General features: G+C 70.5%; 1 protein-coding gene. It reads left to right on the top strand.

The window, feature by feature from the left end; genetic code table 11:
• The first annotated feature begins 126 nt into the window (after positions 1-126).
• Positions 127-1,779: an IS701 family transposase gene (locus D474_RS0127055; protein WP_017616600.1), complete on the top strand. Its 1,653-nt coding sequence runs from the start codon at positions 127-129 to the stop codon at positions 1,777-1,779.
• Positions 1,780-1,828: the final 49 nt, after the last annotated feature.

Genomic DNA, 1,828 nt, shown 5'->3' with positions numbered 1-1,828 from the left:
GCGCCCTCGACTTTGGCGGTTTTCGGAACTATGCCCGCTTCTGCGTGCTATGGCATGAACCTGGACAGCACACCAACCCAGACATGACAAAGGGAGCATCAACCAAACCCGCCTAAAGGTCGACTGATGCTCCCGAACGCCACCGTACCCCCAAACCTGCAACGCCTGCTCAACCATTTCTGGCCCTGCTTCACCCGACCCACCTTCGCCACCTTCACCGCCCTGCTCACCGGGCTGATCACCCACACCGGCCCGCGCACCGTCTGCGGCATGCTCACCGGCTCCGGACTGGCCCGCCTGTGGCCCCACCACCGCGCCCACACCTTCTTCTCCCACCGCCGATGGGACCCCCACCACCTGGGCCGGACCATGGCCCGCCTGATCGCGGCCACCTGCACCCCACCCGGCCAGGACCTGACCCTGATCGTCGATGACACCCTCATCAAACGCCAAGGCGCACGTGTCTTCGGCCGCTACCGCCAACACGACGGGGCCGGCCCCGCAGACCAACCCATGAACTGGGGCGTGTGCTACGTCGTCACCGCCCTGGCCGCCCACCTGCCCGGCAAAACCAAAGCCCTGGCCCTGCCCACCCTGATCAGCTGCTGGCGGCCCGCCCGCACCCACCGCCCAGCAGGCCGGGCCCGCAAACAGGGCCATGCCCCCCACCCCCACACCGCCCACCTGTCGGCCACCGCCGCCACCGCCCGCGTACTGGACCACGCCCGGGCCCGCTACACCCAGGCCCGCAACGGCCTGGCCATGCGCCTGGACCAAGAAGCCGCCCTGCCTGCGGGCCACCGCCTGCCCGGCCCCGACCCCAAAACCGCCCTGAAGGCCCGCCTGGACCAACGCGAACACGAACTGGACAGAGCCCGCACCGACCACGACCAAGCCCTGGAGCGGGTCCTGCAACAGTCCCGCCCCGCCCCGGGCCCCGCCCCGGGCCCTGACGAACCGGACAGGCCCACCAAAACCGAAACCGCGATCGCTCTGGCCACCCAACAAGCCCGCCTGTTCGCCGACCGGACAGTGCACGTGGTGGCCGATGCCGCCTACCACAGCCCCGCCCTGCGCGCCCTGCCCGCCAACCTGACCTGGACCTTCCGGCTCATGAGCAGCGCGGTCCTGTCCCAGCCGCCCCCACCGGCCCGGCCCGGCTCCCCGACCCGGCCCGGCCGGCCCGCCCACGCCGGCCCCAGACTGGGCACCGCTGCCCAGATCGCGGCCCAGGCGGCCTCCACCCCGGCCGGCAACGGCACCGGTCAACAGATCGCCGTCCTCGAGTGCCGGTGGCCCCGCAGCCTGGGCCCGCTCCCGCTGCGCTTGGTCCTGGTCCGCCACGCCCGCAGCCGCAAGAGCTACGACCTGGCGCTACTGACCACCGACACCACCAGCACCGCCGAAGAGATCGTGCAGCGCTACACCGACCGGTGGCCCATCGAGGTGTGCTTCCAGGACAGCCGCGCCCACCTGGGGCTGGAACAGGCCCGCAACCGCACCCGGGCCGCCGTCGAGCGCACGGTCCCCTTCCAGCTGCTGGCCTACAGCCTGGTCGTGCTCTGGTACCTGCACCACGGCAACAGCCGAGCCGACGTCGCCGCCCGCCGCCGCGACCAGCCCTGGTACCGGTCCAAGACCGAGCCGGCCTTCTCCGACATGATCGCCGCGCTCAGAGAGCAGGTGATCGAACACCGAATATCCTGCAGGGTCCCTGACCTGGGCGTGACGCAGTTAATCCGAGAGATCGTGCAAGGCCGGATCGATACCGCAGCCTGAGCCGGGCTCCTTTGAACCAGACACAACTCCAAAAACCGCGAAACACGAG

Origin of the sequence: Nocardiopsis salina YIM 90010, from assembly GCF_000341025.1 — a bacterium.
Classification (GTDB): Bacteria; Actinomycetota; Actinomycetes; order Streptosporangiales; family Streptosporangiaceae; genus Nocardiopsis; species Nocardiopsis salina.
Note: the sequence above shows the minus strand (reverse complement) of the source record. Positions and strands in the feature narration are given on the sequence as shown.